Raw genomic sequence first — 26,742 nt, 5'->3', positions numbered from 1 at the left:
TGGTATAATAAATAAAAAATTTAAATTATTGCGAGGGAGAAAAATTAATGGGAATAAATAAAAGGCTTGATTTGGGCGAAATTAGAGATAGAATTGATGAAATTGACAGCAAATTAGTGGAACTTCTGGAGGAAAGACTTGCAATTGTTCAAGAAGTTGCACAGTTTAAAAAGCAGACTGGAAAAAAAATTTTTGATGAAATTCGGGAAAAGGAAGTTGTTACAAAAAATTTAAAAAAAGTAAAAAATATGGAATTATCTCACTATATTGAGATAATTTTTAAAGATATAATGAATTCCAGTAAAGAATATCAAAAATTTAAAATTGGGATTAATACAAAATATGTGAATGATTTGGATTTTTTTGATAAAAAGATTGGATATACTGGGGTTCCAGGATCTTATGCGTATGAAGTCTTAATTAATTTACTGAAAAATAATAAAAAATTTGATGAAAAAAATTTGGAAAATAATAAAAATATTTTTAATTTTAAAAGTCATAAAGATTTGGTGGAAGCGGTAAATAGTAGAAAAATTGATATTGCAATTTTGCCGATTGAAAATTCGATAGTGGGAGAAGTGCGGGATAGTATTGATTTGATTAATAAAAAAAGTATTCATATAATTGGGGAAGTTCAGCATAAAATTTCGCATAATTTGATTGGAATAAAAGGCAGTAAAATTGAGGATATAAAAAATATTTATTCGCACGAACAGGCGTTTATGCAATGCTCAGAGTTTTTGGCTAATCACGACTGGAAACTTAATAAAATGTCGAATACGGCGATTGGAGCGAAATTTGTTTCAGAATGCAAAAATATTGAAAATGCTTGTATTGCGAATAAAAAAACTAAAGAAATGTATGATTTGGAAATTTTATGCGAAAATATTAATAACGAAAAAGAAAATTATACGAGATTTTTTGTGATTTCAAATGAGAACATTGTGCTTGACAAAAGTGATAAAATTAGTATTGTGACAAGTGTAAATGACAAATCTGGAGCGCTTGTGGAACTGCTTCAAATTTTTTATGAATATCATTTAAATATGGTAAATTTAAAATCTCGACCTCGTGAGAGTAAACCATGGGAGTATTATTTTTACATTGATTTTAAAGGGAATATTAAGAATGAAAATGTGAAATTGGCGCTTGAGAAAATTAGGCAAAAATCAAATTATTTGCAAATATTGGGAAATTATAAAGTTTATAATTTACAATTAAATCAGTAAAATATTTGATTTAATTTAATTTAACAAAAAGATAGCAAGAAGTCGTAGGCTTTCTATAAGTGGGAGATGAATTGCTTTTTTTATAAAAAAAATTGAAAAAAGGATATGCCTATGATACAATTTTTGTATAAAATATCGAAGAGAAATAATTAAAAATAATATTCAAAATCAAAAGGAGGTGTAATTTTATGAAATATAATTTAGCATTCAGATACAGGATTTATCCAAATAAAGAGCAGGAATTGTTGATAAACAAGACTTTTGGATGTGTTCGTTTTGTCTACAATACGATCTTGTATACTGCTAATAAAATTTATGAAGAAACTGGAAAAAATAAAATAATTACACCTGCCAGTTTAAAAAGTGAAAACCAATTTTTGAAAGAAGTTGACAGTCTGGCACTTTCAAATGCTCAATTGAATGTAAAACGATCGTTTACGAATTTTTTTCAAAAGAGAGCGAAGTTTCCAAAGTTCAAATTTAAAAAGACTAGTGTTAAAAGTTATACGACAAATTGTGTGAACAATTCGATACGAATTGAGGAAAACAAATATTTGGTTTTGTCAAAATTGAAAAGAATAAAATTGAAATATCATAGAGAAATACCAGAAGATTACAAGATAAAGTCGGTAACACTAACAAACAGTAATGGAAATTACTATGTTTCCATCTTGACAGAATTTGAAAAAGAAATCCAAAAGGTAGCTAGTAATGATAAAGTAATTGGACTTGATTTTTCAATGTCTGAATTATTTGTCAGTTCTGAAAACCAAAAAGCTGATTATCCAAGATATTTTAGGATGTTGGAAGAAGAATTGAAAAAATTACAGAAATCATTATCAAGAAAAGTGAAATTTTCTAAAAATTGGTATAAACAAAAAATGAAAATATCAAAATTACATGAGTATATCAAGAATTGTCGAAGAGATTTTTTGCATAAATTATCGAAAAAATTATCTGAAGATTATAATGCTGTGGTTGTTGAAAATTTGAATATGAAAGGGATGAGTCAGGCATTAAATTTTGGGAAAAGTGTAGGAGATAATGGATGGGGAATGTTTTTGAGGATGGTTGAGTATAAACTGATGTTTTTAGGAAAGCAATTTTTGAAGATAGATAAGTGGTTTCCGTCATCGAAAACTTGTAGTAAATGTGGAAACGTTAAAGAGGAACTGAAATTATCAGAAAGAAGTTATAAATGTGAGTGCTGTGGAATTGAAATTGATAGAGATTACAATGCGGCACTGAATATAAGAGATGTTGGAAAAGAAATGTTGAAATATTAGGAAATAAAAAAACAGGTCAGGAACTGCCCGAAGAGCTTGGTAAATATATTTGGCTAGCAAAAGCAGATACTTCCCAAGAAGCTCCCGCTTCTAAAAGCGGGAGTAGTTCACTTTATTTAAAGAAGGATAAAAATAAAATATGAGATTAGATAAATTTTTGGCAAATTCTGGAATTGGAACAAGAAAAGAAGTCAAAATTATTTTGAAAAAAGGGAAAATAAAAGTTAATGAAAAAATCGTAAAAGATGCGAAAATGCAAGTTGACGAGATTAAAGATGATGTGAAGATCGAAGGTGAAAAAATTACTTATAAACCTTTTGTTTACATAATGATGAATAAACCATCTGGAGTTATTAGTGCAACAGAAGATGGTAAACACAAAACCGTGATTGATTTACTTTGTGAAAAATATAAAAATTATAAAGTTTTTCCAGTTGGAAGATTGGACATTGACACAGAAGGTTTACTTTTGCTCACAAATGACGGGGTTTTGGCGCATAACTTGCTCTCACCGAAAAAGCATGTTGACAAAAAATATTATGTGGAGTTAAAAGAACCTTTGACAATTGAAAAAAAGAAAATTTTGGAAAATGGAATAAAATTGGAAGAAAATTTTGTGACAAAAAAGGCAAAAATCGAAATTATTGATAAAGATGAAGATATAAAAGTAAATTCGGTATTTATAACGATTTCGGAAGGAAAGTTTCATCAAGTTAAAAGGATGTTTAAGTTTGTTGAAAACGAAGTTTTATATTTGAAAAGGGTGAAAATGGGAAAACTTTTACTTCCTGAAGACTTAAAATTGGGAGAATATAGAGAACTGAGCGAAGAAGAAATGAATTTGATTTTAAATTAAATTTATTTTAAAAAAAATAATTAATCGAAAAAAAATTTAAAATATGATATAATTGACAAAACAAAAGTAAAAAAAATTGGAAAGTGAGATAAAATGGAAAAATATGGACTTTTGGGAGAAAAATTAGGTCATAGTTATTCTAAAGAAATTCACGAAATTTTTTTTGAATTAACTGGGAAAAACGCAAATTATCAAATGATTGAAAGACAATCTGATGAGATAGGTCAATTGATGGAAGAAATAAAAAAAGGAAAATTTAAAGGAATAAATGTCACAATTCCTTATAAAGTGGAAGTGATTAAATATTTGGACGAAGTTTCTAAAATTGCAAAACAAATCGGAGCTGTAAATACAATTACCTGTAAAAATGGGAAATTAATTGGAGATAATTCTGATTATTTTGGATTTTTAAAAACTTTGAGAATTAATAATATTGATGTCAAAGGGAAAAAAGTTTTGGTACTTGGAACAGGTGGAGCTTCTAAAGCAATTTATAATGTTTTGATAGACAGTGGTGCAGAAAATGTTTATCTTGCCACAATTGAAGAAAATGATTCGTTTAAAGTGAGAACTAAAGATAGATTGATTCATTATTCGGCAGTTTCAGGACTTAAAAATATTGAGTTAATCGTAAACTGTACACCTGTGGGAATGTATCCAAATATAAATGAATGTCCGTTAAATGATAGCAACTTCATTGATACAAATGCTTTGGTGGATATTGTCTACAATCCAGAAGAAACAGTGCTTATGAAAAAATATAAACAAAAAGGTGTAAAAGTTATTTCAAATGGACTTATGATGCTTATTTCACAAGCAATAAAATCGGAAGAAATCTGGAATGAAGAAGAATATGATGTAAAAATTTTAGAAAAAATACACACTAGATTATCTGAAAAATTATATAAATAATTTTTTTTAGAAAGGAAAAGGTAAAAAAATGATAAAAAAAATAGTAGTAGCAATAATTTCTTTGAGTCTTGCAAATATTGGATTTTCTATAACTAATCAAGAGATGATAGATACGGGAAATGCAAATCAAAAAAAGACTTTTGATAAATATTTTAATGGAACTCCTCTAGCTACGGCGGATAACACAGCTTTAATGAACAAAGTTTATGCAGAAATAATGGGAAATTTATACCGTGAAAACAGAGGATATTTTGACAGGGAATTTGCAAAATTGACAGGAAACAGAAAATCAGATTTTAGATCAATGTATGCTTATTATAGTGATTATGTCGTTGAATATCCAAAATTTCTAAAAAGGGCGTTTGGAAATTTTTTACAGGATGTAAGTGATATGCAGTCTTACACCTACACGAACACATATCTGATATTGGAAACTTTTAACTTGAATATGAATACGTATTTGGAAGGAGAAAAAAATGCTGGGACAATTGATCAAAATGTGAATTCAATTTATGATTATTTGTATAGTGTGGGAGATTCTAAAACGAAAGATGAATACAAGCAGATGTCAAGTGGACAGATGTCAATGCTTGTAGAAGAAGAATATAGAAATCTGGAAAATATTTTAAATACAAGGGCGATGGAAGGAACAATCGAAAAAAAGGCGGCAGCAGGTTCTAAATCCAGCTTAAAAAAATTGAAAAAATTATACAGTAACTATGACAAATATTTTGATAGATATATTGATGCTTCAAGATTATCCGCTGAAAATAAAGAAAAATTAAAAAAGCTGGCAAAATTTGAAAATATTTCAAATCTTAAGTTTATAGCACAATCAATTGAGAAAAAAGAAAATAACGACAAAAGCAAAGAATAGGGAAAGGAAGATTTTAGAATGAGTGAAAAAGATAAAGTTTATGGAATGGATAGTCCCATACAGCCAAATGAAACTTCGACTTTTGTAAAAGCAACTGATATGGAAATTTCACAAAATAGTAATAATTTTGATTTTAGAATATACAATGAGTTAGATGACTTTGCAGCAGAAGTTTTGGAAGGAAAAAAGCTAGTAAATTATATAAATACTAGAAGAGAGTATTTTTTTGAGCCAAAAGAAGCGATTTTTAATACTTTTGGGGAAGAAGAGTCAGGTGAGACGATTAAGACATTTTCGGATTTTTACTATCAATATTTGGCTAAAAAGGCGGATAGTTTTTTGTATAAATTTATGTCAAAAGGTTATACGGAAGGATTGAAAAAATTAGTTGAGAAAAAGGGGATTGATCCAAATGAACTTGATGTAAATTGGGAGAGCATAAAATCTAAAGAAGAAAAATACGAAGAATCGTTGATTGATATTTTGTATGCAATTTTAAATTACGAATTAAAAGCGTATGGAATGGAAATTTTTGGAATAAATATGGGTTATGAATCAACTTTGTACTTTATAATTCCAGAAAAATCTTTTCTTAGATTAAATAGAGAATCAGAGTTGTTTACAATTTTTGATATAGGTTTTCTTGAAACAATTTACAATGAAATCTATGAAGTGACTGGCGACCTTGGTATTGAAAATGTAGAAATTGGAGATTTTATAGAAAAAAAAGATGACAATGAATATCATACTTTGTTTGCGGATAGTTCTAAAAACTGCATAATAAAAGATATTGATGAAGATGATGAAACAATGGTAAAAATTATACTTTAATTGGGAGCTGAAAAAATTATGATAAATTTTGAAACAAAAGATATGAATTTGCTTTACAGCATTTTAAACCTTAAACTTAGAGATGAATTTAAAGATTTAGATGATTTAGTAAATTATTATGGAAAAAATAAAACTGAAGTTTTGGATAAAATGGAAAAAGCAGGATATTTTTATAATAAAGAAGAGAACCAATTTAAAAGAAAATAGGAGAAAACACATTATATGAAAAATATTATTTTAATTGGAATGCCTGCGTGTGGGAAAAGTACGATAGGAAGTTTACTGTCAAATGAAATTAATTTTGAATTTTATGATGCGGATAAATATTTGGAAGAGTGTGAAAATAGAGAAATATCGGATATTTTTTCGGAAGACGGAGAAGATTATTTTAGAGAGCTTGAAACTAAATATTTGGAAGAATTGTCGAAAAAAGATGGAATAATTATCTCAACTGGCGGTGGAGCGGTAAAAAAAGAAAAAAATATGGAAATTGTGAAAAAAAATGGGATTGTAATATTTTTGAATAGAAAGCTGGAAAATATTGCAAAAGAAAATCATGAAGCTAGACCACTTCTTAAAAATTTGGATAATTTAAAAAAATTATATGACGAGAGAATAAAACTTTATCACAAATATTCTGATATTGTCGTAGAAAATGATGACAATATGGAAGTTATCATAAATAGAATTGTCATGGCATTAAAAGGTAAAATATAGAAAAGGGCTGGAAAATTAGATGAAAAAAATATGGATAATAAACGGACCTAATTTAAATTTTTTAGGAATTAGGGAAAAAGGAATTTATGGAAATGACGACTACGAGAGCGTTTGTGAATATATAAAAAGACAATTTAACTTAAAAAGTCCGAAAGAAGTAGAAATTGAAATTTTTCAATCAAATTATGAAGGGAAAATAATTGACATATTGCAGTCGGCTTATTTTGAGAAAATCGATGGAATTGTGATAAATCCAGGAGCGTTTACACATTACAGCTATGCGATTTTTGACGGAATTAAGTCAATTCAAATTCCTACAGTTGAAGTTCATTTGAGTAATATTCACAAACGGGAAGACTTTAGAAAAATATCGGTTACAGCACCTGCGTGTATTGCTCAAATTTATGGGAAAGGCAAAGACGGGTATGTCGAAGCTGTTAAATTATTGTTAGAAAAATAGGAAAGCGGGAATTGCAAAATGGAAGAAAATAACAAAAGTGTGGAAATCTGTAGAATAGCACTAAAATTAGCGATCTCATCTCGAGAAGAAGAACGGGAACTTGTGAAAAGTTATAGATTGAAGGGAATAAAGACGGCGGCAGTCGATGTCGGTGGAATTATGCCGAATTCACGGTTTAAATTTATTGAAAGTGCGCTTATTGCGGCAAAAAGGAATAATTTAATACAGGATGTGCATGTTCACGATGGAGCAATTATTGGCGCTATGCGAGAAGCTATGAGTCAAATTGAAACAATTATAAACGGACTTAGCGTCGGTGGGAAAATAGGAATTGCTCGTTCTGGAGAACATTTGTCAGTCGCTATTTTTTTGAGCGTTGGAATTTTGCAGTTTAACGAAGTCATAACTTCGGTTGCACATCGTTCAGTTTCCGTCTTGGAAAATGAAAAATAAAAAAAAAGAAAGCTCAAACTGCATTGGTGTGAGCTTTTTTTGGTAAATAAAAAATATTTAAATTAAGAAAATAGATAAATAAAAAAGTAAAAGAGGTACTTATTAAATGAAAAAAATATTAATTCTTTTGATAATTTTATCAAATTTAACTTTTGGAGCACAAAATTTTTCTGCAAATTCGAAGGTGTTAGATAAGATAGAGGCTGAAGTAACAAAAGAACTTGAAAGAGGAAATAATGAGAAGGCTATATCAATATTAAAAAAATCAATTTTGGAAAATCCTGAGAAATCGGTTTTTCTAAAAATAGTGTTAGGAATGATTTATATTGATATGGAAAGGAATAGTGAAGCTGAAAAAGAGTTTAATGAAGCTGTGGAATTGCAGAAAAAATATCCATTTTTTGATGAAAATGGGAAAAAACAGGATGTGAAACTGATAATCGGATTAATATATTTGGGAGCTGAAGATACTAAAAATGCGTTAAAATGGCTAAAACAAGTTGATGATAAAGATTTTAATGAAATTCTTGACAATCAGAAAGGCTTAAAAGACTATATCTTAGGCATTTTAAATTATAAGGAAGACAATATTGAAGAAGCTAAAAAAAATCTTTTGAAATCGTATATTTATGATGAGGACGGTCTTTCAGAAAATATTTTGGGGCAGATTTATATCGATGAAGGAAATCAAAAAGAAGCTCAAAAGTGGTTTTTAAAATCAGCAAGTAAAGGAAATTCAGGAGGCCAAGCAAATTTAGGTTTTCTTTATCAGATGCTGGGAGATAAAGAAAAAGCTTTAAAATGGACGACAAAAGCTCTTGAAACAGCGAAAAAAGAAAAAAATACAGAGCAGGTAAAAGAGATACAGGAAATGATTAAGAGTGTTAAAAATAATTAAATTTGTTCTGATTGATATTTATAAAATTAGAAAAAATTTTAAAATCAAAAAAATTAGAAATTTTAGGGATAAATTTTTAATTCTAATATTTTTTATTTATCCCCCAATATTTTATTTCGTTTATAAAAATAAAAAATATTATGTGAGATAAAAATTTATTTTATAGAATAAATTAAATTACAGGAAAGGAAACATTTAGTATGAAAAAATATTTTATTTTATTGTTAATAGCTATAAATTTAGGTTTAGGAGTTCAAGGATTTTCGGCAATGACAAAATCAGAAAAAGAAAAACTGGAAAATCAAATAAATAAAGCGTATGAAAAGAAAGATACAAAAACTGAAAAAAGTTTAATTGTAAAATATTTGAATGAGTTTCCAGATGATGCTGGGTATTTAAATATATTAGGCACTTTGTATGACAATGAGGAAAATTATAAGGAAGCTGAAAAGTGGTATTTAAAAGCGGTTGATAAAGGAAGTTTAGTTGCAGTTTCAAATTTGGCATATGTTTATATTGAGTTGGAAGATTATGAAAAAGCAATAAAATATTATAAAGAATATGCAAAAGTAGCAGATGCCCCTGATAATTATTATTGGATGGGGCTTGCGTATTCATATTTGGAAGATTATAAGAATGCAAAAGAATGGTTCTTAAAAGCTGTCAAAGTTGATGAGGGTGGTTCTGCAGAAAATCAATTAGGATTGAATTTTGATGATGAAGGAAATCAGAAGGAAGCTATGAAATGGTATTTAGCTTCTATAAAAAAAGGAAATTTGTGGGCGTACAACAATTTAGCTGAAGATTACATTGCGCTAGATGATTATGAAAATGCTAAAAAATGGTTGGAAAAAGGCTTGGAATTGATTAAAAAATCAAGCGATTATTCAGATAACTTGGAATTACAAAAAAGTCTAAAAGAAAATTTAGATTATATTAAAAAAGCAAAATAAAAAAAGATATTTTTTGAGGTTGAGAAAATTTAAAATTGTATTTTAAAATAAAAAGAGGTGATAAATTTGGATTTTAAACTACATTCGGAATTTAGTCCGACTGGAGATCAGCCAAAAGCGATTGAAAAAATAGTGGAAAATTTGGAAAATGGGATTACAGATCAAATTCTGCTTGGGGTAACGGGCTCTGGAAAGACATTTACAGTTGCAAATGTCATTGAAAAAATAAATAGGCCAGCGTTGATTATGGCACCTAACAAAACTTTAGCGGCGCAGCTTTACAACGAATATAAAAACTTTTTTCCAGAAAACGCTGTGGAATATTTTGTTTCATATTATGACTATTATCAGCCAGAAGCATATATTATGGCAACAGATACATACATTGAAAAAGATTCGTCAATTAACGATGAAATAGATAAAATGCGTCATGCGGCAACCGCAGCACTTTTGAATCGAAGAGATGTCATAATTGTCGCATCAGTTTCAGCAATTTATGGTTTGGGGTCGCCAGAAGCGTATAAAGAAAAATCAATCCCCATTGATGTAGAAACTGGAATTGAGAGAGATGAGCTTATAAAACGGCTTATTTCGCTTAGATACGAAAGAAACGATATTTCTTTTGAGCGTTCTAAATTTCGTGTGAAAGGGGATATTTTGGACTTGTATCCGTCTTATCAAGACACCGCTTACAGATTTGAGTTTTTTGGGGATGACTTGGAAAGTATTTTTGAGATACATCCGCTTACAGGGCAAAAAATTCGAGAGGTAAAAAGACTTACGATAATGCCGGCAACACACTATTTGACAACAGAAGACACCCAAAAGATGTTTTTGGAAATAAAAAGGGAAATGGAAGACAGAGTTCACGAATTCAGAGCTGAAAATAAATTAGTTGAAGCTCAGAGAATAGAGCAGCGGACAAAATATGACTTGGAAATGATTGAAGAGATTGGTTACTGTAAAGGAATAGAAAATTATTCGAGATATTTGACTGGAAAAAATGCCGGAGAAGAGCCTGATACGCTGATTGACTATTTTCCCGATGATTTAGTCGTATTTTTGGATGAGTCGCACATTTCCGTGCCGCAGATAAATGGGATGTATAAAGGGGATAGAGCAAGAAAACATTCGCTTATTGAAAATGGATTCAGGCTTCCGAGTGCCTATGACAATAGACCACTAAAATTTGAAGAGTTTTTTGCAAAAGTTCCGCAAGCAGTGTATATTTCAGCAACTCCAAGTGATTATGAGATAGAGCAGTCCAAAGGGGAAATCGTGGAGCAGTTAATTCGTCCGACAGGAGTTGTTGAGCCAAGTATAGACATTCGTCCGACTGAAAATCAAATTGATGATTTGATGGATGAAATCAAGGTTAGAGTCGCCAAAAAAGAAAGAGTTCTCGTTACAACGCTTACAAAAAAAATGGCAGAAGAGCTTACGGATTATTATTTGGACTACGGGATAAAAATAAAATATATGCATTCGGACATTGATACGATTGAGAGAACTGAAATAATAAGAGGACTTAGAAAAGGTGAATTTGATGTCTTGGTTGGAATAAATCTTTTGAGAGAAGGACTTGATATTCCTGAGGTTTCACTTGTTGCAATTTTGGAAGCTGATAAAGAAGGATATTTGCGTTCAAGAAGATCGCTTATTCAAACAATGGGAAGAGCGGCAAGAAATGTGGAAGGAAGTGTAGTCTTGTACGCTGACAGAATGACTGACAGCATGAAAGAAGCAATAACCGAAGTGGAAAGACGGCGAAAAATTCAAGAGCAGTACAATAAAGAAAATGGAATCAATCCAAAATCAATAAAAAGAAAAATCGATGCGGCGTTAGTTGACTATGAATTAGAAAAAGAGGAAGAAGTCAAAAAGGTTGCTAAAAATTATAAAAATACAAAAGAAATTGAAAAAGAAGTGAAAAAAATGGAGAAAAAAATAAAAGAATTATCAGAAGAGCTTAATTTTGAAGAAGCGATTAAAGTGAGAGATAAAATGAACGAATTAAAAAAAGTTTTGATGGAATTATAAAAATAAAATTATTTAATAATAAAATAACAAGGGATCTTGACTTATTACTAAAAAGCGGTAAGTGAAGAAAAATATTGTTACTTAAATTTTTTAAGAATCAAAATAAAAAAATTAAATAAAAATAAATTAGGAGAGTGAAAAAAATGATAAAAGTATACCATTATCCAAAATGCACAACTTGTAAAAGAGCATTAAAATGGCTTAAAGAAAATAATGTTGAATGTGAAAAAAGGGACATTAAAGAGCAGCCGCCAGTATTTGAAGAAATGAAAGAAATTTACAAAAAAAGTGGATTGCCGCTAAAAAAATTTTTTAATACGAGCGGACTTGTTTATAAAGAATTGAAATTAAAAGATAAATTAGCTTATATGTCAGAAGACGAGCAGTTAAAATTGCTTTGCTCAAATGGAATGCTTATTAAAAGACCGCTTGTTGTCGGAAGTGATTTTGTCTTGGTTGGATTTAAGGAAAATGAATGGGAAAAAGTTTTTAAAAATTGAAAAAGCAAGTAAACTGTGATATACTCTAATAATAAAACAGTAAAAATGAAAGAAGGTTTATAAATATGACACAGACACCGCTGATGAAACAATATACAGAAATTAAGGAAAATTTTCGTGACTGTATATTGTTTTTTAGACTAGGTGATTTTTATGAGATGTTTTTTGAAGATGCAATTACGGCTTCAAAAGAGCTGGGGCTGACGCTTACTTCAAGAAATAGGGAAAAGGGGATGGATGTACCATTAGCTGGAATTCCGTTTCACTCGGCAAATTCATATATTTCTAAGATGGTTGCAAAAGGTTATAAAGTTGCGATTTGTGAACAAGTGGAAGATCCTAAAACGGCAAAAGGAATTGTAAAACGGGAAGTTGTCAACATTATAACGCCGGGAACAGTTATGGACATCGAATCTTTGGATGAAAAAAGTAATAATTATTTGATGAGTATATTGGAAGAAAATAATAAAGTTGGGATTTCATATATTGATATAACAACTGGGGAATTTAAAGTTGCCGAAATTGAAAAAGATAAAAATTATATAAAATTATTTAATGAGCTTAATAAAATTGAGCCTAAAGAGATTTTGATAATGGAAGAATTTTATAGAGTTATAAAAGAAAAGATAGATGATTTTACGCAAAAAAATGGCTCTACTGTAACTTTTGTTACAAAAGTTAGGGATAGTGAAAAGTTTTTAACTGATTATTTTAAAGTCGTGTCGCTTGAAAGTTATGGGATAAAAAATAAAAAAGTTGTTATAAATGCTGCTGCAATGGCACTTTTTTATGTGATGGAAATGCAGGTTGGAAATGATTTGACGGTTGAAAAAATGGAATTTATAAATGTTTCAAATTATGCGGAAATTAATTCAATTACGCAAAAAAACTTGGAGCTTGTGAAAAATCAGAGAGAAAAGACTGTTTATGGCTCACTTTTGTGGGTTCTTGACAAATGTAAAACTTCGATGGGGACAAGGCTTTTAAAAAGATTTATAAATAATCCGCTTCTTGATATAAAAGAAATTGAAAAAAGACAAAATGATGTGGAATGTTTTTTAAAGAATATTTTGTTAAGAGAAGACTTGCGGGAAATATTGGAAGAAGTTTACGATTTGGAGCGGTTAGTTGGGAAAATCGTTTTTGGGAACGAAAATGGACGAGATTTGGTGGCGCTGAAAAAGACGATAAAATCATCGCTTAAAATTATGAATTTATTAAAAGAATATGATTTTTTTAGTGAGATAGATGCGCAAAAGCTTTTTGAGTGTTTTCAAATAATTGAAGAGAGCATAAATGAAGATGCGCCGTTTTCTGTGCGGGAGGGAAATATTATAAAAAGAGGATTTAATCGTGAACTTGACGAGATTAGAAATATCATGAACTCTGGAAAAGATTTTCTTTTGGAAATTGAAAAGCGGGAAAAAGAGAAAACTGGAATAAAAAATATGAAGATAAAGTACAATAAAGTATTCGGCTATTTTATCGAAATTACAAAGTCAAATCTAGATTTAGTTCCAGAAAGTTATATTAGAAAGCAAACTTTGACAAATTCAGAGAGATTTGTGACACCAGAACTTAAAAAATATGAAGACACGATTATTAATGCAAAAGCTAAAATTGAAGATTTGGAATATCATCTCTTTAAGGAAATTAGCGCTAAAATTAAAGAAAAAAGACATATTTTGACAAGTCTTGCGGAAATACTTTCTTATCTTGATGTAGTCGTATCTTTTGCGGTAGTTGCAACTGAAAATAATTATGTAAGACCTCAAATTTGTGAAGATTATGATTTTGAAATAAAAGGTGGGCGTCATCCAGTTGTGGAAAAACTTATTGGAAGAAACGATTATGTTGAAAATGATACTTTTTTGAGTGAAACAGAGAGCTTTGTGATTTTGACAGGGCCTAATATGTCGGGAAAGTCGACTTACATGAAGCAGATTGCACTAATTTCAATCATGGCTCAAATTGGTTCATTTGTTCCAGCAAAAAGTACAAAACTTTCAATCGTTGACAAATATTTGACTCGAATTGGCGCATCAGACGATATTTTATCAGGGCAAAGTACGTTTATGGTGGAAATGAGCGAAGTTTCAAATATTTTGAACAATGCGACGAAAAATAGCCTTGTGATTTTAGACGAAGTTGGGAGAGGAACTTCCACTTTTGATGGAATTTCAATTGCGACAGCGATTTCGATTTACATTCACGATAAAATCGGGGCAAAAACAGTTTTTGCGACACATTATCACGAACTTACTGATCTTGCGTCAAAATTTAAAAATATAAAAAATTATCGGATTGAAGTCGATGAAAAAGATGGAAAAATTATGTTTTTGCGAAATATTGTAAAAGGTGGCGCTGATAAGTCGTATGGAATTGAAGTTGCAAGACTTGCGGGACTTCCGAGAGAAATTTTGAGTGAAGGAAAAAGATTTTTGAAGCGATTAGAGCAGAAAAAGGAGCTTATAGAAAAGACGATAGATGTGACACAGCTCTCACTTTTTTCTATGAACGAGGAAGCTCTTGAGATTTGTGAAAAAAGACAGGAATTTGAAAATAATTCAGAAACAAAAAATAATTTTTATGAAAAAAGAATTTTTGAAATAAAAAAAGAAAAAGAAAATATTGAAAGAGAAAAAGAAAATTTAGAAAAAATTGTTTTAGATATTGAAAATTATGATGTAAATAATGTAACTCCGATGAAAGCGATGAAATTTCTATTTGAGTTGAAAGAAAAAATAAAAAAAGATAATTAGGAGAAAAAAATGTGGAAAAAAATAATTTATGGAGTATTGCTTTTAATATTGATATACTTTATATATACCGTGTTTTTTAAAAAAATTCCAGCGCCATTAGATCAGATGCAAAAAGATATGAAAGCTAAAAAAGTTGTGTATAGACTAAAAGATGAAGTGATAGTTTATGCCGATGAACAAATTGGTTCTGAGGGTGATGAAGTTGTAAGATTTAAAAAAGTTATAATTGATTTGGTTAAGAAAAAAATGCTTATTTCTGGAAAAGAAGGGGAAGTAAATACAAAAACTTACGATGCAATTTTGAAAGGAAAAGTTGTGGGAGCGACAAAAGATAAAAAATGGGAAATCTATACCGAGAGGGCAGATTATAAAAAACAAGGTGATAAGTTAATTTCTCCAGTTCGGACAAAACTTGTAAACAATGTTGATAAAACCGTTTCTGAATCGGATAAAGTCGAAACGACGACAACTTTTCAAGATATAGTTGCGACAGGACATGTGAGTTATATAAACAACAAAGATAAAAAGAAAATAACAACAGACAAAATGACTTATAACGATCCAACAAAAGTAAGTATTGCAGAGGGGCATGTTGTCTATACAGAAGAAAAGACTAAAAGAACGCTGACTGCGGATAAAATGCGATATGATCAGATTAACCAAATAGGAAATGCAGAAGGAAATGTACATTATAAAGATCCTGAAAACAAATTGGATGCTCAAAAGGCGGATTATTATATGAAAGACGACGAGAACGAAAGAGTAGAAGGCTTTGGAAACGTTGTTTATACTGGAAAAGAAAGTGTTGTTAAAGCAGATACAGCTGTGTATTTTATCAAGAAAAAACAAATTAATGGAAATGGACATGTCGTTTATATAGGAAAAGAAAGCGTCGTTACAGCGGATAGTGCAGTATATCTTGTCGATAAAAAGCAAGTTGATGGAAGAGGACATGTCGTTTATACTGGAAAAACAATGATAATTACCGGAGACCATGTCTTTTATGACAAAGTTGCCCAAATAATAAATGGTGATGGAAATGGAACTTATAATTATTTGCCACGAAAGACGACAGGAACTTACAGAAGCGGAGTTTATAATTTGAAAGCACGAACTATGACAACAAACGATTATTATACAGTTAATTATGATGACTATAAAATGGATGGAACAGGACTTGTGTATAGCTTTGCCACTGGAGACGCGACGATGAACGGACCTTTTAACGTGAGAAAACAAAATTTTACGGTACATGGAGAAAATGGTACGATGAATACAATTTCTAAAGACATTTACGCAAATAAAATGGTTATGACAAGTGTTCAAGGGGATAGAATTTCAGCGGATAAAGGTCAAGGAAGTTTTGAGAAAAAAGAATTTAGATTTGATGGACATGTAACTGGGAAAATTCGTGGAAATGTAAAAGATTTGGCAAATGATCCAAGACCGCTTGTGGAATCGGAAGCTGTACATTTTAGAGGAAATACTGCAAAAGTTTATTTTGTTAAACATAAAAAAGGAAATAATATGAGTATCACCCGTACTGAAATTAAACAAAATGTTCATATGACTTACAAGGATATTACGCTTGATTCACAGTATAATGAAATGGATTCACTAAGAAACTTGATTCTTGCAAGAGACAAAGTAATGGTTGACTTTAAAAATAGTACCAAAATGACTTCAAATTACTTGTATATGGATATGAATAAACAGGAGGGTTATGCTAGAAACAATGTTAAAATTGTAAGTACATTGCCACAGTTTAAAACGATTAATACAAGTGCTGACAAAGCAATTATTTATTTAAAGGACAAAAAGATAAGATTAAATGGAAATGTTGTGACTTATCAGGGAAAAACAATAATTTCTTCTAAAGAAGCAACATATGACATAAGAAATAGAGTGCTTGAAAATTATGGAAATATTCAAATGCAATATGAATTGAATAATGGCGGATTTGAGCAAAATAAATCAGATCCTAAAAATGTGGCGGCAGTGCAGGAAGTTATAAATAAATTATCCTTTAATGAAGAAAATGGAAGAGCAGTTTTACCGAAAGCGATGACAGCTTCAAATGGAGTGCCTGTTTCGATAAAATGGAAATCTTCGAATTCAGCACTTATGTCAGTTACTGGAAAAGTCAACAAATCATTTTACGGTGGAAAAACTCAAGAAGTTGCAATTAATGCAAAAGCCAAAGCTGGAACTGACACGGCTGAGAAAAACTTTAATAAGTCAGTGTCGTCTGAGAGTACAAAAGAGATGCTGACTCGTGCAGCGGACAACATTTATTTTCCGGAAAATGGAGAAAATTTGCCGTCGACTGTAAAAATAAATGTTCATAAAAAAGCGATAGATGTGCCAGTAAAATGGTCTAAAAATGGTAAAAAGCACACAGCAACATTAGATTATGACGGAGTTCAATATGAAAAAGATTTTGAAAAAGAAGAATAATTTGATTCATTCAAAAAAATAGTTTTTTATAATACGTTAAAATTTATAAAAACACAAAAGATAAAGTTGAAACGTTAATTAGAAAAGGGAGATACAAAATGGTAAAATTTATAGTTAGGGGGTTACTCTTAATTTTTATGAGTTTTTCGATAATGGCTGAAAATACAGGCAATGTGTCTTTTTCAGTAAGTGAAATAAAATCAAATAATGATATATTGTTAAAATGTTCAAATATGGCGGGGGAAAATGCACAAGGAACTGGAATAACTGAAAATAACGGCAATAATATATTTTTAAAATGTATAAATTCTGAAACTGGCAGTGAAAATATTATTGGAACAAATAAAATAAGTTCTCAAAATATATTGCTGAAATGTTTAAATACAAGTGAAAGCACGGAAGATGAACTGACAAAAGATGTAAATACAGCTGAAAAGCTTTTAAAATGTTCAAATATAGTTAGAATAATTAAAATAGATGAATTATCTCAAATTGAAAGTGCCAATGCGGTACAATTGAAATGTTCAAATACAGTAACAAATAACATAGTTTTAAAGTGTTCAGGTATATCTGAAAATCTTCTAAAAAAGGAAACAACGATAAATAGTGGAACAGTAAATACAACTGAAATCACATTAAAATGTTCAAATATAGTTAAAGTTATTGATGGAAATGAAGTTTTTTCAGATAATTTAGAAAATTATGATGCAGTAATATTAAACTGTACAGATACAACAGAAAAAAACAGCAATATTATTGGCAATATCGCGCAGCCAAAAGTAAATATAGGATCATTAGGAGGCAACATAGGAGGAAAAGTTCCTGTAGGGCCTATTATTGGCGGAGTGGCAGGAGCTTCTGCTGTCGGAGCGATTGCTGGTGGAATCGGGCATCACAAAGGTGGTGGCAAAGATGGAAACCCTGGACATCAAAACGGTAGAAATGATGATGGCAAAGATGATAATTCTAATCCTAAAAAACAAAAAAAAGATGATACAAAAATTCATAATGTGAAGGGAATTGGAATACAGCCTGTCAATCCATTTTGGAGAAGTAATCTTAGAGAAGCCGAAGACTCTTATTCCAAAATAGCAGGAGTAGGATTTCAGTGGGTAAGAATTACAGCTTCGTGGCATAGAATCCAGTCTTCAAAAAATGGAAGATACGACTGGCAGGATATAGATGATGCTGTTGCTCTTGCCAAAAAATATAACTTGAAAGTCTTAATGCAAATAAGCGGTGCTCCCGAATGGGCAACAGGAGCAGACAAACTTTCAGCTGCTGAAAAAAATGCGTTAAATGCAAGAAAAATCTGGGTAGCATCATTTGCGCCACTTCAGCAGTATGATAACGATTTTTCAAATTTTGTAACTGCATTGGTAAAAAGATACGCTTCACAGGGAGTAATTGACTATGAATTTTGGAATGAACCAGGGAATCCAGAATTTTGGCACGATACGATTCAAAATCCTAGACCGAATCCTGAACATTATACTGATTTACTAAAAATAGCGTATACAGCAGCACATGATGCTCATAATGATGTAAATGTTATGGCAGGTGGAATGACGGTAGGAAACAGCAATAGTTCAACAGGATATGTTGGACCTATGGAATTTTTAGAAAGAATGTACAGAGCTGGGGCAAAAGGCTATTTCGATGGTTTATCGCACCATCCTTACGGAATTTATGCCAGAACTTTTCGAGATAATGGCTGGGCAAACATGATAGGCGACATTGTAGCACCTGGAGGAGGAGAAAAAACATTATATCAGATAATGTCAGAACACGGTGATGGAAATAAAAAAATATGGATAACAGAAGTGGGAATAGATGCTGCTTATCCAGGTGTTGAAGAAACAAAACAAGCTAATGTGATAAGTAAAATTTTAGATCAATATCAAAAATCAAATATATATGGGCCTCTTATTTTTTATCAGGCAAAAGACAGAAAGCCTTACATTACTTCGGGAATATTAGATAGGGACAGTAATGGCGATGGATGGCTTGACGTAAATATTGATACAAATGGAGATGGCGTTCCTGATGCGAACATTGATACTGATCATAATGGACGTCCTGATATACTGGATGCAGCAGATCCTGAAAATTATTTTGGAATTTGGAAATCAGATGGCACTGAAAAAAAAGCAGTAGATGTAATCCGAAGATTCATTAATAATAATCATCCGGCACCAGCACCTACTCCAGCTCCACTTACAAATGGATGTGATAGTGCAACTGATGCTTCGGGACAATGGAAGAGTGTAAAATGTTGGGAATTTAAAGACAGAAATATTCCTTCTGACTGGGTAAGTAAAAGAATTATCAATCATTTGGGTAGCCATTTGACTTATTTGCCAAGCAGCATCAGTTTAGATGGTGATCACGCAATACTTACTACACGACGTCATTGTGTTAACAGAAAAGGCGATCCTTTAACTGATGCAAATGCAACTACAGGTGTATGCCCTGCAGGTAAAGTTACTCAGTATTCAAGTGGTAGACTAGAATCTGGCAATATTGTAGATGCCTCTAAACCGTTCCGAGCAGAAATACGAGCTAAAATGAATTGGAATCACTTGCAAGGAATGCGTACGGCCCTTTGGATGCAGAAACAGCGAAATGATGTGGATACACCTGCCTGCAAAGTTCCTGGTGGAAATGCTCCTTATGGTTCATTATTAATTTTGGAATGGTTTTCAAGTACTCCTAGTTATGCGTGGCCTGCAACTAATATCAGCTGTTATTACAGCCAAGTCAATCATGAATGGACACCGCGTGGCTTTACACACCGTTTGGAAAATATTGTTGGTGGACATACTACGTCACTGACACATGAATGGCACGTTTGGGCAATTGAGTTTGATGGAACAAAAGTACGTTATTATATGGATGGAAGGTTGATTCCTGTGGTTCATTACCGTATTAAGGATGCTCAACGTATCAGTGTAGTTGATAATACTAGGTATGACCAATATGGCAATTATCTTTCTACCATGCCAGATGAAGACTTTAGCAAGCTGAATATTCCTTCTGCTTTAGTTAAACAAGGATTTGAGAATGATAGATGGCATTTTATTATTAATGACTACGTGGAATGGGAACCGGCATTGAATCCACCTTCTGAGCATTCTCCGTTCCCAGTTCAAACTACAGAGATTGATTATGTGCGTTTGTACCAGAAATAGTGATTCAAAGAATAGAATAATAAAGTCTTGGTACGGTGATAAGAGAGTGGTACTAAAACTATTTTGAATACATGCAAAGATAGTGAAAAACTACGGTCAATATAAGTTGAAATTTTTTTCAAACTAGAAAATTTAGTTTTGGATAAAAAAAGGGGCTGTCTCACAAGAATTATTTTGTGAAACAGTTTCCTTTTTATTTATTAGAAAAAAATTTATTTTTAAGAATTTAGAAAATGTAAACTGATTAAATATTAATATATTTAGAAAATAAAAAAAGAATATTTGAATTTTTAAAAATTTTTTGAATTATTTCCAAATACGAGGAGTTCTTTAGAGAGAACTTAATGTATTAAAGGTAATTGAAATTAATATTTTTTTCTTGAAAATTTCTAAGAAATTTAGTAAAATGTATTTGTTAGAAAAGATAATTTCAGTCAAAATATAACATTATATAATATTTTTTATAATTTTTTTATAGATTTTTGGTGTGAAATCATAAAAAAGGCATGTGCAAAATAAAGGAGAACGAAAAATATGAAAAAATTACATATTTTAAGCGCAATGATGCTATCAACAGTTACGGAAATGGCTCAGGAAGTTAAAATAAATGGGGGTTGGGATTTTGATAGAGCGTATAAAAATGATTTAACCAAACATCAAAAAGGACTTTCTAACACCAATTATGATTATAAATTTAAAAATGGACCCGTTGCGGGAATTGAGTGGCTATTCGATAATCAGGGAAGACTCGAATTGGGAATCGGTGCGGAACATAAATTTTCTGTAAAATCTTCAGCCTTAAAAGATAAAAATGAAATGAGAATGTACGAAATAACACCGATGTATCTGACAGGTAAATATAATTTAATAACTTCTAAAGCTGGAAATGACTTACTCTATCTTATTGGAAGAGGGGGATATGCTTATGCCAAAGCTGGAAAAGATAATAAAGAAGATTTAAAAGATAAAAATTTTCGTGGTGGACTTTATTATGCAGGTGGTTTAGGTACTCAAGTTGGACCAATTTCCGTAGAAGCTTTATATGAAAGATCAAATTTACGATACGATAAAGTAAATTTAGGTAATATAAACAGAAATAACATAAGTACCCTAAATAATTTTAAAAAGACCAAAGATAATATAAATACAGTCGGTGTAAGAATAGGATACAGTATTGGAAATATAAAAAATTTACCAAAGAAAAAAAATGATGTTGTACCTTTTGATCCTTTCAGAACAGATATTTTTGCTAAAACAGGAGATATGCAGTACACTACAGACAAAATTATGAAAAGAAAGTGGAATGGCGGGGAACTTAGATTAAATGCAGGATATAATTTCAAGGATAGATACAATGTTCATCCAAAGCAATTCTTGGGAACAGGTATGAAAAATAATAAATGGCAGTCTGCAAAATCTGATTTTGATGTTAAAGGAATGCCTGTTGTCGGTTTGGAATACTTATTTGACAATCAGGGAGCTGTTGAACTAGGATTGGGGGTAGAGCAAAGATTCCTTGATATTTCTCCTTTTTTTAACGATAAAGAGCAAAAGCACGTTTTAAGAACTTATCCTGCTTATGCTACAACAAAAATTAATTTGGTAAATAATAAGGGAAACAATCTGCTTTACGCTGTTGGACGAGTAGGATATGTATATGGTGAGATAAAGGAAGAAAATTTTAATAAAAAGGATCTTCATGGTGGACTTTATTATGCAGGAGGATTAGGTACGGAGTTAGGTCCAATTTCCCTAGAAGCTCTTTATGAAAGAGCAAATTTTAAATATCAGCCAAAAGACACAATTAATCCCATAAAAGTTAAAAGTAAAATTGATACATTCGGCATAAGATTAGGATACAGACTGGGAAGCATCAAGAATAAGCCAAAAATAAAAGAAGTAAAAACAGCAGCGTATACCTATAACAGTGTGCCTGAAGAAGACAGAATAAACATAGCTGATAATTTAAAAGGAAAAAATGACAGTATTTTAACTTCTAGAAGTAGTGCTGCAAAAAATAAAAAACATTTTGAAGATGAAATAATAAAAGAAGACAAAGCAACAACCTATAGTTATGATATACCTGAGGAAGATAGAATAGATATAATTAGTAATCTGAAAGGAAACAATAATGTAAAAAACGTAAAATATTCTGAGGATAAAATAAAAGGAGAAAGTAATAAAACTATATCTGAAAAGGATGCTATAGATATGATTAGTAATCTGACACCTAATAGGCTATAAATTATGTTTATTTGATTTCTAAAAGTATCCCAGATATGTAAAAAAACATTAAATATATGTTGAAAAAGTGCTGAAAACTTCTGGCTTTTTCGACTTTTATAAATGCCAGTTTTTAGAGAGGAGAAAAAAATGGCCAGAAAAATCAGTATAGAAGCTGATAGTTTAAAAAAAATATATAAAAAGAGAGAAGTTGTTAAAAATGTCAGCCTTGCAATGGAAAAAGGTGAAGTTGTGGGACTACTTGGTCCAAATGGTGCTGGAAAGACGACGACGTTTTATATGATTACGGGAATTGTTAGACCAAATTATGGTCGTGTCATGTACAATGGACAAGAAATTACAAATTTTCCAATGTATAAGAGAGCAAGGCTTGGGCTTGGGTATTTGCCGCAAGAAGCTTCAGTCTTTAGAAATTTGACGGTTGAAGAAAATATAATTTCGGTTTTGGAAATGCGGAAAGTGAGAAAGAAAGAAAGAATTGACAGAATGCAGAGTCTTATTGAAGAATTTAAATTGTCGCATGTGGCGAAAAGTTTAGGTTACGCACTGTCAGGTGGGGAGAGAAGAAGAGTGGAAATTGCCAGAACAATTTCTACAAATCCAGATTTTATACTGCTTGATGAACCTTTTGCGGGAGTTGACCCGATTGCTGTGGAAGACATTCAAAACATAATAATTCAGTTAAAGGAGCGGGGACTTGGAGTTTTGATTACTGACCATAATGTGCGTGAAACACTTAGAATCACGGAAAGAGCGTATATAATGGCAGAAGGAACAATCCTGATTTCTGGAACAGGTGAACAAATTGCGGCTAATGAAACTGCTAGAAGAATTTATTTGGGAGATAAATTCAAGTTGGATTAAATAGAAAAATATGTAAAAGTTGTTGCTTTTACGAGAAAAAAATTCTAAAAATGAAGGAGAAAATAGAAAAAATGACAGGAAATGAATTAAGAAAAAGTTTTATTGATTATTTTAAAACTAAAGAGCATAAACACTTTGAAAGTGCATCGCTGATACCTGATGACAAAAGTTTGCTTTTGACAGTCGCAGGAATGGTTCCTTTTAAACCATTTTTCTTGGGAGAAAAACAAGCGCCATTTCCAAGGATTACAACTTATCAAAAATGTATAAGAACAAATGATTTGGAGAATGTTGGGAGAACGCCTAGACATCACACTTTTTTTGAAATGCTTGGAAATTTCTCGTTTGGGGATTATTTCAAGAAAGAAGCGATTGAATGGTCTTGGGAATACATAACAAAAGTTTTGAAATTAGATCCTGAAAGACTTTATGTATCAGTATTTACGACGGATGACGAAGCGTATGAAATTTGGAATAAACATATTGGAGTTCCAGCTGAGAGAATAGTTCGGCTTGGTGAAGAAGATAATTGGTGGGCAGCAGGGCCTATTGGTTCTTGTGGTCCGTGTAGTGAAATTTACTACGATACTCTAAGAATGGGGGAAAATAACGAAGAGATTAACTGCAAGCCGGGAGATGAAGGAGACAGATTTTTAGAAATCTGGAATCTTGTGTTTACTGAGTGGAATAGACTTGAAGATGGAAGTTTGGTGCCACTTCCGCAAAAAAATATTGATACAGGAGCAGGACTTGAAAGAATTGCTTCAGTTGTGCAAAATAAAGATAATAACTTTGAAACTGATATATTTATGCCAATAATAAGAGGAATTGAAAAAGTTTTGGACATAAAAAAAGAAGATTTTGATATTACGGTAAAAGTTATTGCAGATCATATAAGAGCATCGGTGTTTTTAATAGCGGATGGAGTTTTGCCATCAAATGAAGGTCGTGGATATATTTTAAGAAAAATTATAAGAAGAGCATTTGGTGCTGGAATTGTTGCAAAGCAGAATTTAGAAATAACAAAAGATGATCTGTTTTTGTATAAATTAGTGCCTTATGTCGTGGAAAATATGAAAGAGGCTTATCCAGAATTAGTTGAAAAACAAGAATATATTGAAAAAGTTTTAAGAATTGAGCAAGAAAGATTTGCATTAACATTGAAAAATGGAATCGAAATGCTAACTGAAGAAATTGAAAAAATGGATAAAGAGGGAACTAAAAAACTTTCTGCAGATGCTTCGTTTAAATTATACGACACATTTGGACTTCCATTTGAATTGACAGAATTAATTTTGGAAAATCAAGGATATGAAGTTTCTGAAGAAGAATTTAACCAAAAATTAGAAGAACAAGTAAAAAGATCAAAAAATAGCAGAGTTACAGTTTCAGATATGATAAAAGATGACTTTATTGATAAATTCTTTGAAGAACACGGAAAAACTGAATTTACAGGATATGAAAAATTTGAAGATAAAGGAAAAATTTTGCATATTGCTAAAAGTGAAGGAATTTCAGGGTATGAAGTAATTTTTGATAGAACTCCATTTTATGCAGAATCAGGAGGACAAGTTGCAGATACAGGAATTATCACTTCTGGAGAATTTGAAGGAAAAGTTGTAAATGTTGTGAAAAAACATGATGTGTTTATTCATCAAGTAGAGATTGTAAAAGGAATTGCTCCAGCAGTTGGCGCAGAAGTAAAAATGAAAATTGATGCGGATCGTAGAAAAGATATCCAAAGAAACCATACTGCAACACATATTTTACATAAAGTTTTAAGAGAAAATTTAGGAACTCACGTTGAGCAATCTGGTTCGCTTGTAGACGATGAAAAATTGAGATTTGACTTTTCACATTATGAAGCAATTGAGCCAGAAATGATTGAAAAAATCGAAAAAGCTGTAAATGACATTATTTTATCTAACTTGAAAGTTAAAATTGATTTTGAAAATATTGAAGATGCGAAAAAAAGAGGAGCGATGGCACTTTTCTCTGATAAATATGGAGATGTAGTTCGTGTTGTTGAAATTGACGGATATTCAATCGAACTTTGTGGAGGTGCACACGTTAAATCTACTGGAGAAATCGGATTATTCAATATCGAATCTGAAAGTGGAATCGCATCAGGAACTCGTAGAATTACAGCGACAACTGGACATGCAAGTTTGAAATATGTTAATAAACTTGAAGAAAAATTAAGAAAAGTTGCTGGAATGTTGAAGACTGATGGAAAAAATGTGGTTGATGTTGTAGAGAAATATATTGCAGAAGCTAAAAGTATCGTAAAAGAATATGAGCAATTACAAACTAAATTAGTAAAATATGAAATCAATGAATTACTTGAAAATGTAGATGAAATAAATGGAATAAAAGTATTAAAAGCTGCATTTGAAAATAAAGATGTAAATGAATTAAAAGAAATCGTAGATAGAGGAAAAGAAAAACTTCAATCTGGAATTATTATTTTGGGAACAAATAATGGTGGAAAAGCGATTTTCGTAGTCGGAGTTACAAAAGACTTAATTTCAAAAGTAAAAGCTGGAGAAATCGTAAAAGTTGCAGCTCAAGTTGCTGGTGGAAACGGTGGAGGAAGACCTGATTTTGCACAAGCTGGTGGAAAAGATGGAAATGCTGTAAAAGAAGCTGTTGATAAAGCATTTGAGTTTGTAAATGAAAAATTATAATTTATATAATTGAATAAATGCCAATTAACAAGGGGGTTATCCCCTTGTCAAAAAATTAATTCATAATTTGAATAATAAAATTTAGAAATGAGAAAAAGATGAGAAAATTTATTGGACTTGATGTTGGAGATGTGAGAATTGGAGTTGCAAAATGCGATCCTTTGGGAATTCTTGCGACTGCTCTTGAAGTGCTTGACAGGACGAAAATAGATCCAATTGCAAGAATAAAAGAGATTTTAGATGACGAAGGTACGAAAAAAATTGTCGTTGGAATGCCAAAAAGTTTAGATGGAAGTAAAAAAAGGCAAGTCGAAAAAGTTGAAGAATTTGTGGAAGAGTTAAAAAAAGAAATACCCGAAATTCAGATTATTTTTGTGGATGAGAGATATACGACAACAGAAGCGGAACATTATTTGAAAAATTATTCTAAAAAGAGTGGGAAAGAACGAAGAAAAGTTGTGGATATGGTGGCAGCTTCGATAATTTTACAAAAATATTTGGATACATTAAAATAAATAGAGAAAG

The 26,742-nt window shown here is 31.0% G+C and carries 21 protein-coding genes; all 21 read left to right on the top strand.

Annotated features, from left to right (window positions below):
- Positions 1–47: 47 nt before the first annotated feature.
- On the top strand, positions 48–1,229 hold the full coding sequence (locus BCB68_RS00205) for a chorismate mutase (RefSeq protein ID WP_094079003.1): 1,182 nt from the start codon (positions 48–50) through the stop codon (positions 1,227–1,229).
- 188 nt (positions 1,230–1,417) lie between these two features.
- The gene (locus tag BCB68_RS00200; protein WP_094079002.1) at positions 1,418–2,515 is read left to right on the top strand and encodes an RNA-guided endonuclease InsQ/TnpB family protein; all 1,098 of its coding nucleotides are present in this window, start codon (positions 1,418–1,420) and stop codon (positions 2,513–2,515) included.
- A 139-nt stretch (positions 2,516–2,654) separates the two neighbouring features.
- Positions 2,655–3,371, top strand: a complete 717-nt coding sequence (locus BCB68_RS00195) for a pseudouridine synthase (RefSeq protein WP_094079001.1) — start codon at positions 2,655–2,657, stop codon at positions 3,369–3,371.
- 93 nt (positions 3,372–3,464) lie between these two features.
- Complete coding sequence (gene aroE, locus BCB68_RS00190; RefSeq protein ID WP_094079000.1) at positions 3,465–4,283, top strand: shikimate dehydrogenase; 819 nt, start codon at positions 3,465–3,467, stop codon at positions 4,281–4,283.
- Positions 4,284–4,311: 28 nt separating this feature from the next.
- Positions 4,312–5,160 (top strand): hypothetical protein, encoded by an 849-nt coding sequence (locus BCB68_RS00185; RefSeq protein WP_094078999.1) that lies wholly within the window; start codon positions 4,312–4,314, stop codon positions 5,158–5,160.
- Positions 5,161–5,178: 18 nt separating this feature from the next.
- Entirely contained in the window at positions 5,179–5,991 is an 813-nt protein-coding gene (locus BCB68_RS00180) for a hypothetical protein (protein ID WP_094078998.1), read from the top strand.
- 18 nt (positions 5,992–6,009) lie between these two features.
- Positions 6,010–6,198 carry a DUF4250 domain-containing protein gene (locus BCB68_RS00175; RefSeq protein WP_094080725.1) on the top strand — a complete coding sequence of 63 codons (189 nt, stop codon included), beginning with the start codon at positions 6,010–6,012 and terminating at the stop codon, positions 6,196–6,198.
- Positions 6,199–6,213: 15 nt separating this feature from the next.
- Positions 6,214–6,708: a shikimate kinase gene (locus BCB68_RS00170; RefSeq protein WP_094078997.1), complete on the top strand. Its 495-nt coding sequence runs from the start codon at positions 6,214–6,216 to the stop codon at positions 6,706–6,708.
- 19 nt (positions 6,709–6,727) lie between these two features.
- Positions 6,728–7,168, top strand: a complete 441-nt coding sequence (locus BCB68_RS00165; protein WP_094078996.1) for a type II 3-dehydroquinate dehydratase — start codon at positions 6,728–6,730, stop codon at positions 7,166–7,168.
- Positions 7,169–7,186: 18 nt separating this feature from the next.
- Entirely contained in the window at positions 7,187–7,621 is a 435-nt protein-coding gene (locus BCB68_RS00160; protein WP_094078995.1) for a HutP family protein, read from the top strand.
- Between the two features lie 106 nt (positions 7,622–7,727).
- A complete protein-coding gene (locus BCB68_RS00155) occupies positions 7,728–8,519 on the top strand; it encodes a tetratricopeptide repeat protein (RefSeq protein ID WP_094078994.1) in 792 nt (263 codons plus the stop codon).
- Between the two features lie 200 nt (positions 8,520–8,719).
- On the top strand, positions 8,720–9,472 hold the full coding sequence (locus BCB68_RS00150) for a tetratricopeptide repeat protein (RefSeq protein WP_094078993.1): 753 nt from the start codon (positions 8,720–8,722) through the stop codon (positions 9,470–9,472).
- A 57-nt stretch (positions 9,473–9,529) separates the two neighbouring features.
- Complete coding sequence (gene uvrB, locus BCB68_RS00145; RefSeq protein WP_172826448.1) at positions 9,530–11,512, top strand: excinuclease ABC subunit UvrB; 1,983 nt, start codon at positions 9,530–9,532, stop codon at positions 11,510–11,512.
- A 143-nt stretch (positions 11,513–11,655) separates the two neighbouring features.
- The gene (locus BCB68_RS00140) at positions 11,656–12,012 is read left to right on the top strand and encodes an arsenate reductase family protein (protein WP_094078991.1); all 357 of its coding nucleotides are present in this window, start codon (positions 11,656–11,658) and stop codon (positions 12,010–12,012) included.
- A 65-nt stretch (positions 12,013–12,077) separates the two neighbouring features.
- Complete coding sequence (mutS, locus tag BCB68_RS00135; RefSeq protein ID WP_094078990.1) at positions 12,078–14,774, top strand: DNA mismatch repair protein MutS; 2,697 nt, start codon at positions 12,078–12,080, stop codon at positions 14,772–14,774.
- A gap of 9 nt (positions 14,775–14,783) precedes the next feature.
- A complete protein-coding gene (locus BCB68_RS00130) occupies positions 14,784–17,231 on the top strand; it encodes an LptA/OstA family protein (RefSeq protein WP_094078989.1) in 2,448 nt (815 codons plus the stop codon).
- 137 nt (positions 17,232–17,368) lie between these two features.
- A complete protein-coding gene (locus tag BCB68_RS00125) occupies positions 17,369–20,422 on the top strand; it encodes a cellulase family glycosylhydrolase (RefSeq protein WP_237048644.1) in 3,054 nt (1,017 codons plus the stop codon).
- Positions 20,423–20,956: 534 nt separating this feature from the next.
- Positions 20,957–22,666, top strand: a complete 1,710-nt coding sequence (locus BCB68_RS00120; RefSeq protein ID WP_094078987.1) for a hypothetical protein — start codon at positions 20,957–20,959, stop codon at positions 22,664–22,666.
- Positions 22,667–22,795: 129 nt separating this feature from the next.
- On the top strand, positions 22,796–23,530 hold the full coding sequence (lptB, locus tag BCB68_RS00115; protein WP_094078986.1) for an LPS export ABC transporter ATP-binding protein: 735 nt from the start codon (positions 22,796–22,798) through the stop codon (positions 23,528–23,530).
- 71 nt (positions 23,531–23,601) lie between these two features.
- Entirely contained in the window at positions 23,602–26,217 is a 2,616-nt protein-coding gene (alaS, locus tag BCB68_RS00110; RefSeq protein ID WP_094078985.1) for an alanine--tRNA ligase, read from the top strand.
- Between the two features lie 98 nt (positions 26,218–26,315).
- Positions 26,316–26,732, top strand: coding sequence for a Holliday junction resolvase RuvX (ruvX, locus tag BCB68_RS00105; RefSeq protein WP_094078984.1), 417 nt, complete (start codon positions 26,316–26,318; stop codon positions 26,730–26,732).
- The last annotated feature ends 10 nt before the right edge of the window (positions 26,733–26,742 follow it).

Origin of the sequence: Leptotrichia sp. oral taxon 498, assembly GCF_002240055.1 — a bacterium.
Taxonomy (GTDB): Bacteria; Fusobacteriota; Fusobacteriia; order Fusobacteriales; family Leptotrichiaceae; genus Leptotrichia; species Leptotrichia rugosa.
The sequence above is the reverse complement of the archived record's forward strand: the minus strand, read 5'-3'. Positions and strand labels throughout refer to the sequence as shown.

Coding starts and splice junctions, on each gene's coding strand:
- BCB68_RS00200 (WP_094079002.1), top strand. CDS start 1,418: ATGAAATATAATTTAGCATTCAGATACAGGATTTATCCAAATAAAGAG.
- BCB68_RS00120 (WP_094078987.1), top strand. CDS start 20,957: ATGAAAAAATTACATATTTTAAGCGCAATGATGCTATCAACAGTTACG.
- BCB68_RS00205 (WP_094079003.1), top strand. CDS start 48: ATGGGAATAAATAAAAGGCTTGATTTGGGCGAAATTAGAGATAGAATT.
- BCB68_RS00165 (WP_094078996.1), top strand. CDS start 6,728: ATGAAAAAAATATGGATAATAAACGGACCTAATTTAAATTTTTTAGGA.
- BCB68_RS00140 (WP_094078991.1), top strand. CDS start 11,656: ATGATAAAAGTATACCATTATCCAAAATGCACAACTTGTAAAAGAGCA.
- BCB68_RS00160 (WP_094078995.1), top strand. CDS start 7,187: ATGGAAGAAAATAACAAAAGTGTGGAAATCTGTAGAATAGCACTAAAA.
- BCB68_RS00180 (WP_094078998.1), top strand. CDS start 5,179: ATGAGTGAAAAAGATAAAGTTTATGGAATGGATAGTCCCATACAGCCA.
- mutS (WP_094078990.1), top strand. CDS start 12,078: ATGACACAGACACCGCTGATGAAACAATATACAGAAATTAAGGAAAAT.
- BCB68_RS00130 (WP_094078989.1), top strand. CDS start 14,784: ATGTGGAAAAAAATAATTTATGGAGTATTGCTTTTAATATTGATATAC.
- BCB68_RS00150 (WP_094078993.1), top strand. CDS start 8,720: ATGAAAAAATATTTTATTTTATTGTTAATAGCTATAAATTTAGGTTTA.
- lptB (WP_094078986.1), top strand. CDS start 22,796: ATGGCCAGAAAAATCAGTATAGAAGCTGATAGTTTAAAAAAAATATAT.
- BCB68_RS00170 (WP_094078997.1), top strand. CDS start 6,214: ATGAAAAATATTATTTTAATTGGAATGCCTGCGTGTGGGAAAAGTACG.
- ruvX (WP_094078984.1), top strand. CDS start 26,316: ATGAGAAAATTTATTGGACTTGATGTTGGAGATGTGAGAATTGGAGTT.
- BCB68_RS00195 (WP_094079001.1), top strand. CDS start 2,655: ATGAGATTAGATAAATTTTTGGCAAATTCTGGAATTGGAACAAGAAAA.
- BCB68_RS00155 (WP_094078994.1), top strand. CDS start 7,728: ATGAAAAAAATATTAATTCTTTTGATAATTTTATCAAATTTAACTTTT.
- BCB68_RS00185 (WP_094078999.1), top strand. CDS start 4,312: ATGATAAAAAAAATAGTAGTAGCAATAATTTCTTTGAGTCTTGCAAAT.
- alaS (WP_094078985.1), top strand. CDS start 23,602: ATGACAGGAAATGAATTAAGAAAAAGTTTTATTGATTATTTTAAAACT.
- BCB68_RS00125 (WP_237048644.1), top strand. CDS start 17,369: ATGAGTTTTTCGATAATGGCTGAAAATACAGGCAATGTGTCTTTTTCA.
- aroE (WP_094079000.1), top strand. CDS start 3,465: ATGGAAAAATATGGACTTTTGGGAGAAAAATTAGGTCATAGTTATTCT.
- BCB68_RS00175 (WP_094080725.1), top strand. CDS start 6,010: ATGATAAATTTTGAAACAAAAGATATGAATTTGCTTTACAGCATTTTA.